The organism is Micrococcus sp. HMSC31B01, from assembly GCF_001816085.1.
Classification (GTDB): Bacteria; Actinomycetota; Actinomycetes; order Actinomycetales; family Micrococcaceae; genus Micrococcus; species Micrococcus luteus.
In genome coordinates this window covers 1-6,814 of sequence record NZ_KV825127.1, presented here as the reverse complement: position 1 = coordinate 6,814, position 6,814 = coordinate 1, and the positions used below count along the sequence as shown (strand labels likewise).

The window sequence follows — 6,814 nt, the reverse complement described above, 5'->3', positions numbered from 1 at the left end:
GTCCGTGCCGGCGCAGCAGCCGCCGGCCGGGGCGCCGTCGTCGGCCGTGGCCCGCCGCGCACGCTCCTCGGCGCCGAGCACGGTGAAGCCGGCGTCGGCGATCATCTGCAGATCCGCCTCGGCGTCCTGGCCCTCGGAGGTGAGGTAGTCGCCGAGGAAGATCGAGTTGGCCACCTGCAGGCCGACCGGCTGCAGGGAACGCAGGTGCATCTCGCGGCCGCCGGCGATGCGCAGCTCCTTGTCCGGGCAGGCCAGGCGGACCATGGCGAGGATCCGGAGGCACTCGAGCGGGGTGAGCTGCTGGTGGCCCTGCAGCGGGGTGCCGTCGAAGGGCATGAGGAAGTTGACGGGGATGGAGTCGGAGTCCAGGTCGCGGAGCGCGAGGACGGCCTCGACGAGCTGCTCGTGCGTCTCCCCCATGCCCGCGATCAGGCCGCTGCAGGAGGACAGGCCGGCGGCGCCGGCCCGCTGCACGGTGTCCACGCGCTGCTCGTAGGTGTGGGAGGTGCAGATGGACTCATAGTGGGACTCGGCCGTGTTGAGGTTGTGGTTGTAGGCGTCGACGCCGGCGTCCTTGAGCTTCTCGGCCTGACCGTCCTTGAGGAAGCCGAGGCACGCGCACACCTCGACGTCCGGGTGCTGGGCCTTGAGGTCGCCGACCATGCCGGCCACGCGGTCGACGTCGCGGTCCGTGGGACCGGTGCCGGAGGCCACCATGCACACGCGCGAGGCGCCGCCGGCGATGCCCAGGCCCGCCTGGCGGACGGCCTCCTCCGGCTTGAGCCACGTGTAGCGCAGGATCTCGGCCTCGGTGCCGAGACGCTGGGAGCAGTAGGTGCAGTTCTCCGGGCAGAGGCCGGTCTTGAGGCTGACCAGGTAGTTGACCTTGACCGTGCGGCCGAAGTGCTTCTCGCGCAGGCGCGAGGCCGCCGCGACGATGCGGAACGTGTCCGCGTCCGGGGCGTCCAGCACAGCGACGGCCTCTTCAGCGGTGAGGCGGTGGCCCGCCTCGACGCGGTCCACGAGGGCCTCGGGGTCGAGGGCGGCGGCGGGGCGGGGGTCGACGGCGGCGGCGTCCTGGGTGGCGGTCATGCGGGCCTCTCCGGTGGGCGGGGCTCGGCCCCGGGCGGGTCTGACCCGAGGGACTCTAACAGTGTTCATTGAACAGTGTTCAGGAGCGGGGGGCCATGACCCCGACGTCAGCGCCTGCGCCGGTCCAGAGGGACCGGCTCGGGCCGGGGCTGCTCCTCGAGCGTCGTCGCCGCGAGGATGCCGTGGGCGGCGGCAGCGAGCACCGCGCCGAGCGGACCGGCCCCGACCGCCCGGACGCCGGCGTCGTCGATCACGTTCAGCACCAGCGCCGGAATGACCGCGGCCCCCATCAGCAGCATCACCCACGCGGTGGAGCCGGCTCCGGCGTCGAACACGTTGCGGCGAGCCTGCTCCGCCTCGACCCGGTGATGCACCCCTCGCAAGGCGAGCATCGCCCCGAGGGCCGTGACGGCCACCAGCGTCAGACCCCACCCCAGTCCCAGATCCTGCCGCAGCCCCGCGAACACACCAGCCGAACCCACCAGGGCAGATGCCACACCGATGCGCCACCGCCACTCACGCTCATTCCCCACCCGGCTCATAGCCCCATGCTGGCACACGGCCCTCGGAGGCGGAGCGGCAGATCATGCGGTCGTGGCCGGCGGGATCACTCCTGCGTAAGGGGCGGATGGAACTCCGAGGCGAGCATCGCGTAGGTGGCGCCATCCACCCAGCCGCGCGTGAGATGCAGAGACTCCTCCTTGAACGTGCCCTCGTGACGCATCCCCACCTTCTCCATGATGCGCAGGCTCGGAGCGTTGTCCGCGAAGGCATGAGCCTCCACGCGCCGCACACCCAGATCGTCGAACGCGAAGCCCAGCAGGGCTCGCGCAAGCTCGGTGCCATAGCCCTGCCCGGCCTGGCGCGGATCGATCGTCCAGCCGAGCTCGGCCTGGGCGTCCCGGGCTTCCTCCCGCGGGCCGCCCTGACTCCACGCGTCCTGCACCGCGACCTTCCCGACACCGACGATGACGTCTCCGGCCCGCACGGTGAGACGGTCCCCCGCCCCGAGGTAGGACTCGCGCAGCGCGTTCTCACTCTCCGGGCGGCCGGAGGTCCACGACCACACCTGCTCACGACGGCAGAAGCTCCACACGGCGGGTGCATCGAGACCCCGGAACGGGGTGAGGGTCAGCCGGCGGGCTCGCAGCGGGAAGCAGACGCCTCGACTCGCGGCGAGCTCCAGGAGAGGGGTGGCCATGACAGACAGGGTACGAACAAAAGTTCTCGAGTCAGCCCCCGGACAGACCAGTGCCCGCACCCTGCGTCGATGTCAGATCCACGCGGCCAGCCAGGGCCCGTTGACCTCGGGCAGATCCCGCCACGGAGTCCCGCACCTGCACTGGCAGATGATCGCTTCGACCATCGTGCGGGCATCCGAGAAGGGTCGGCCCTGCTGGCCCGTGCGGTCTGGAGCAGCGGGGCGATCAGCTCCGATTTGGCGTCGGAGACGACCTGGAACCGGGACATAGCTCCCCGGATCTCAGCGGGTCCCTGGAGCCATTCTCAGACACGCCCTAGGCCATCTCCAGCGCCGAGGCCCGCCTCACATCCGAGGAGGTCCTCCACGCTCAGGTGACGCGGCTCAGACACGATGCAACAGTCGATCGAGGGCCTCTCGCCCGGCGGCCCGCTCACGGACGTCGTCGGAGTCCATGAGGTCCAGCGCCACGACTGTTTCAGTGCGAAGCAGGGCGGAGGGATCCACGGGTGCAGGTATGTGGCGGATCACCACTTCCCCCGCCGCCGAGGCGTCGAGGCGGAGCCGCGACTGGAGAGCCTCCAGGTCGCCGAGCAGATAGCCCTCCTCCCGCTGGTTCCCTTCGACAGCGGCGAGCCCGAAGCGGCGGGCGAGATCCGACTGATCCAGGGCGGACACCCCCGAGGGCACGAGAACGTCGGCGAGCTTGGCTCGGGCTCGAGGCGAGGCGTGGAACCGGTGGGGCCGGGCCCTGTTCTCAGCCAGTCGGTGCATCTCGGCAGCGGTGAGCGTTCGCAGCCGGGAGCGCAGACGGGAGATCCGCGGCTGGTCAAGGAAGGCCCGTCCGTTTCCTCCGGCAAGGAGGTCGACGGCGGCCCAGGCGGTCCGCGGAGCCCAGGTGCGGCCGATACCCGGCGCCCTGCGGGCACGACGGGCCAGGGCGCGCTCATCGATGAACCAGGATTCTCCGAGGCGGCGGGCCGGCACATCACCGCGCTCGACGAGACGCCGCACATAGCGGTCGGAGACCTTGAGGCGCTCGGCGGCCTCCCCCACCGTCAGAAGAGTCATGCAAGAAGAGTACCGGAGTCGGGCCTGTTCATGCATGCCCGGGGAGCCCTGGCTTTGAGACCCTGTCATGCCATGCGCCGAGAGCGCGTGGCCCTCTCTCTAGAGCCGTACTCCACCAGAGCGGAGACGCGAGGGCCATCGACAGCAGCGCTTGGAAGGAAACAACACGCCCCAGGGCGATCCCTTCGGCCTGGCGCTCCTTGATCCTTCGACGCGCGAACTCAGCGAATGCGGCCTGGATGCCGAGCATGAGTCCGGCTACGGGGGAAGTGCCGGGCCTGGGCACCGTGATCTCACTCGGTCGAGACCCGCACGGTGCATCCCTTGTCGGTGAGCTCGTCCACGATCGCGTACAGATTCCGGGTGACCCGGCCGAGCCGGGCCACGACGTCGTCGACCGCTGGGGGATCGACCGCGCCGGCACTCTCGTCAGCGAGCTCCCGGCCAGGGACGCGGCCCACGTCCCGCCCACGACGATCGAGCGCCTAGAGTGATCCACATCACTCTCGCCGTGGCCTCTCACCCTGAACAGGAGCCTCATGTCCGCCACGTCCACACGTCCGCCCACACCCGGACCCTCGGGCCGTACCGCCCGCGAGGGCACGTTCTTCAGCCGCGCCATGCGCCCGCTGAACACGACGATGGAGCGGTTCATCCCGTCCTCGCTCGTGTTCACCATCGTGCTCACGTTCGCGGTGGCAGCCCTGTGCCTGCTGCTCACTCCGGCCGGGCCGGCCGACGTCGTCGTGGGCTGGGGTGACGGTCTGTCCGGACTGCTGGCGTTCATCACGCAGATGGCGCTCGTGCTCATGCTCGGACACATCCTGGCGAACACCGGCCCGGTGCGCCGTCTGCTCGCCAGGCTCGCCAGCATTCCCCGCACGCCCCTGGCCGCCTACATCTTCGTGTTCGTGGTGGCGGCGGCGGCCTCCCTCATCACGTGGGGCCTGGGCCTGGTGGTCGGTGCGCTGCTGGCCAAGGAGGTCGCGGCGCAGGCCCGTGAGCGCGGGCTGGTCCTGCACTTCCCGATGCTGGTGGCCGCCGGGTTCTCCGGGTTCGTGGTGTGGCACATGGGGTACTCGGGCTCCGGCCCGCTGACGGCCGCCACCCCCGGTTCGTTCCTCACGGAGAGCCTGGACGGCCGGACGGTCCCGGTCTCGGAGACCACCTTCTCCTGGTGGAACATCACCGCCGCCGTGGTGACCGTGCTCGTCGTGGCCCTGGCCCTGTTCCTCGTCGCCCCGCGCGCCGGGGACCGGATCGTGGAGCTGGAGATCGACGCGCGGGACCAGGACGCCGTGCCCGCACCGGAGATCGAGACGCCGGCGGACCGCCTCGACGCCTCCCGTGTCCCCACGCTCCTCGTGGGCGCCATGCTCGTGGTCTATCTGGTGATGCACTTCGTCGGCGGCGGCACCCTCACCCTGGACATCGTCAACTGGTCCTTCCTCGCGCTGATCCTGCTGCTGGTGCGCAGCCCGCACGAGCTGATCGGCCTCACCCAGTCGGCCGCGTCCAACGTGGGCGAGATCCTGCTGCAGTTCCCCCTCTACGCGGGCATCCTCGGCATGATGACGACCACCGGCCTGGTGGCGGTGCTCTCGGACGCCTTCGTGGCGATCTCGAACCCGGTGACGTTCGGCCTGCTGGCATTTCTGGCCGCGGGCCTCGTGAACTTCTTCGTCCCCTCCGGCGGCGGACAGTTCGCCGTGCAGGGCCCGATCATGCTCCAGGCCGGCGACGCGCTCGGCGTGGACCCGGCCATCACCATCATGGCCGTCTCCTACGGCGACCAGTGGACCAACATGATCCAGCCGTTCTGGGCAATCCCCCTTCTGGCGATCGCCGGGCTGAAGATGCGCGACATCCTGGGGTACACCACGGTCGTGCTGCTCGCGTCGGGGCTCGTCTTCGGCGGCACGCTCCTGCTCGTCTCGCTCTGACCCGATCGGCCGATGCCGGACGTGGCAGGACAGACGAAGGGCCCCGGGATCACCGGGGCCCTTCGCCTGTCATCACTCGCACCTTCATCACTCGCACCTCGATGAAGTGGTTCCACCGTACGAACCGAGCATGGGCGCAGCCGTCACGCAGCCTGGCAGTTGCCTGGCAATGGCCGCCTCAGCCCAGGGCACCGCCGGACTCCGCCAGGTAGCACGTGCCGCACAGGGACTCGTAGGTCACCTGGACACCGTCGATCGCCACCTGGTCCCCCTCGAACACGAAGTGCTCGGCGCCCGTGGCCGGGTCCACGACCTTGCGCGTGTTGAACACCGCCTTCCGGCCGCACCGGCAGATGGTCTTCAGCTCCTCGAGGGAGTGCGCCAGCTCCAGCAGCCGTGCGGAGCCCGGGAAGGAGCGGGTGCGGAAGTCGGTGCGCAGCCCGTAGGCGATCACGGGGACGCCGTCGAGCACGGCGATGCGCAGCAGGTCGTCCACCTGCGCCGGCTCGAGGAACTGCGCCTCGTCCACGAGCAGGCACGCCACGGGCGGGGCCTCCACGTGCCCCACGAGGGCGTCCGGGTCGTCACCGGTGGCGTGCCGGCGGAACAGCTCCCGCACGTCCGCTCCCGCCGGGACGAGGAAGTCCACGGCGCGGGTCACACCGAGGCGGGAGACGACGTCGCCCTCCCCCTTCACGTCCACCTCCGGCTTGGCCAGCAGCACCCGCTGGCCGCGCTCCTCGTAGTTGAAGGCGGCCTGCAGCAGGCCCGTGGACTTGCCGGAGTTCATGGCCCCGTAGCGGAAGTAGAGCTTGGCCACGGCTCCGCTCAGTCCCCGGCGCGGCCCTGGTCGGCCTCGATCTGGCCCGCCGCCGTGGGGTCCGAGTCCCGCAGGAAGGTGCGGATGCGCTCGACCTCGTCGGACTCCCCGATCCCGGCGGCCGCGCGGCCCAGCGCGTACAGGGCGCGCAGGAAGCCGCGGTTGGGCTCGTGGGCGTACGGCACCGGGCCGGCGCCGCGCCACCCCGCCCGGCGCAGCGCGTCCAGGCCCCGGTGGTAGCCGACGCGGGCGTACGCATAGGAGTCCACGGTCCGGCCCTCGGCCCACGCGTCCTCCGCCATGAGCGCCCACACCAGGGAGGACTCGGGCGCCACCGGCACGATGTCCTCGGGCAGGTCACCTGCCTCGAGCCGGGCCAGCACCTCCGGCTCCTCCGGCAGGCGCGTGGCCGGCGGCTCCATCAGGTTCTTGCCGATCAGGGACTCGGACATGGGATGCCTCTTCTCCTCGCGGACGATGCGGTCGCGGCCGAGTCTATCGACGGCGCCGGACGCCGGACGGATCGCCGTCCCCGCGTCCAGGACGGTCCGGTACCGTAGGCGCAGCGTCCGTCCGCAGCCCCACGCTCCCGGGGCCGGGCCGCCGATGCCGTCGAAGGAGCCTCCATGACCCACCCCGCGCCCGCCCGCCGCCGTGCCCCGCTGGCCGTCGGCGTCGCCGCCCTCG

8 protein-coding genes and 2 pseudogenes are annotated in these 6,814 nt (G+C 71.1%); 1 reads left to right on the top strand and 9 read right to left on the bottom strand.

Features of this window, described 5'->3' with window-relative positions:
* The 7 genes and pseudogenes from bioB to HMPREF3105_RS13365 form a co-directional block, all read right to left on the bottom strand.
* On the bottom strand, positions 1–1,092 hold a 1,092-nt coding region (gene bioB / locus HMPREF3105_RS06540; protein WP_070709006.1), incomplete at its 3' end, for a biotin synthase BioB.
* A gap of 107 nt (positions 1,093–1,199) precedes the next feature.
* Positions 1,200–1,634, bottom strand: a complete 435-nt coding sequence (locus HMPREF3105_RS06535) for a hypothetical protein (RefSeq protein WP_070709005.1) — start codon at positions 1,632–1,634, stop codon at positions 1,200–1,202.
* 65 nt (positions 1,635–1,699) lie between these two features.
* A complete protein-coding gene (locus HMPREF3105_RS06530; RefSeq protein ID WP_205810640.1) occupies positions 1,700–2,293 on the bottom strand; it encodes a GNAT family N-acetyltransferase in 594 nt (197 codons plus the stop codon).
* A gap of 78 nt (positions 2,294–2,371) precedes the next feature.
* Positions 2,372–2,562: pseudogene (locus tag HMPREF3105_RS12700) on the bottom strand (transposase); the annotation flags it as partial.
* 115 nt (positions 2,563–2,677) lie between these two features.
* The gene (locus HMPREF3105_RS06525; protein ID WP_036317302.1) at positions 2,678–3,364 is read right to left on the bottom strand and encodes a helix-turn-helix domain-containing protein; all 687 of its coding nucleotides are present in this window, start codon (positions 3,362–3,364) and stop codon (positions 2,678–2,680) included.
* Between the two features lie 166 nt (positions 3,365–3,530).
* Positions 3,531–3,632 (bottom strand): annotated as a pseudogene (locus HMPREF3105_RS13695) (recombinase family protein); the annotation flags it as partial.
* A 25-nt stretch (positions 3,633–3,657) separates the two neighbouring features.
* Positions 3,658–3,825 carry a recombinase family protein gene (locus HMPREF3105_RS13365; protein WP_186315055.1) on the bottom strand — a complete coding sequence of 56 codons (168 nt, stop codon included), beginning with the start codon at positions 3,823–3,825 and terminating at the stop codon, positions 3,658–3,660.
* Between the two features lie 159 nt (positions 3,826–3,984).
* Here HMPREF3105_RS13365 and HMPREF3105_RS06515 point away from each other — a divergent pair, with 159 nt between their 5' ends.
* Positions 3,985–5,307 (top strand): short-chain fatty acid transporter, encoded by a 1,323-nt coding sequence (locus tag HMPREF3105_RS06515; RefSeq protein ID WP_044658673.1) that lies wholly within the window; start codon positions 3,985–3,987, stop codon positions 5,305–5,307.
* 178 nt (positions 5,308–5,485) lie between these two features.
* Here HMPREF3105_RS06515 and HMPREF3105_RS06510 read toward each other — a convergent pair whose 3' ends face one another.
* Both HMPREF3105_RS06510 and HMPREF3105_RS06505 read right to left on the bottom strand, forming a co-directional pair.
* Positions 5,486–6,127 carry a thymidine kinase gene (locus HMPREF3105_RS06510; protein ID WP_010079593.1) on the bottom strand — a complete coding sequence of 214 codons (642 nt, stop codon included), beginning with the start codon at positions 6,125–6,127 and terminating at the stop codon, positions 5,486–5,488.
* Positions 6,128–6,135: 8 nt separating this feature from the next.
* Complete coding sequence (locus HMPREF3105_RS06505) at positions 6,136–6,579, bottom strand: DUF3151 domain-containing protein (RefSeq protein WP_041104408.1); 444 nt, start codon at positions 6,577–6,579, stop codon at positions 6,136–6,138.
* Between the last annotated feature and the right edge of the window lie 235 nt (positions 6,580–6,814).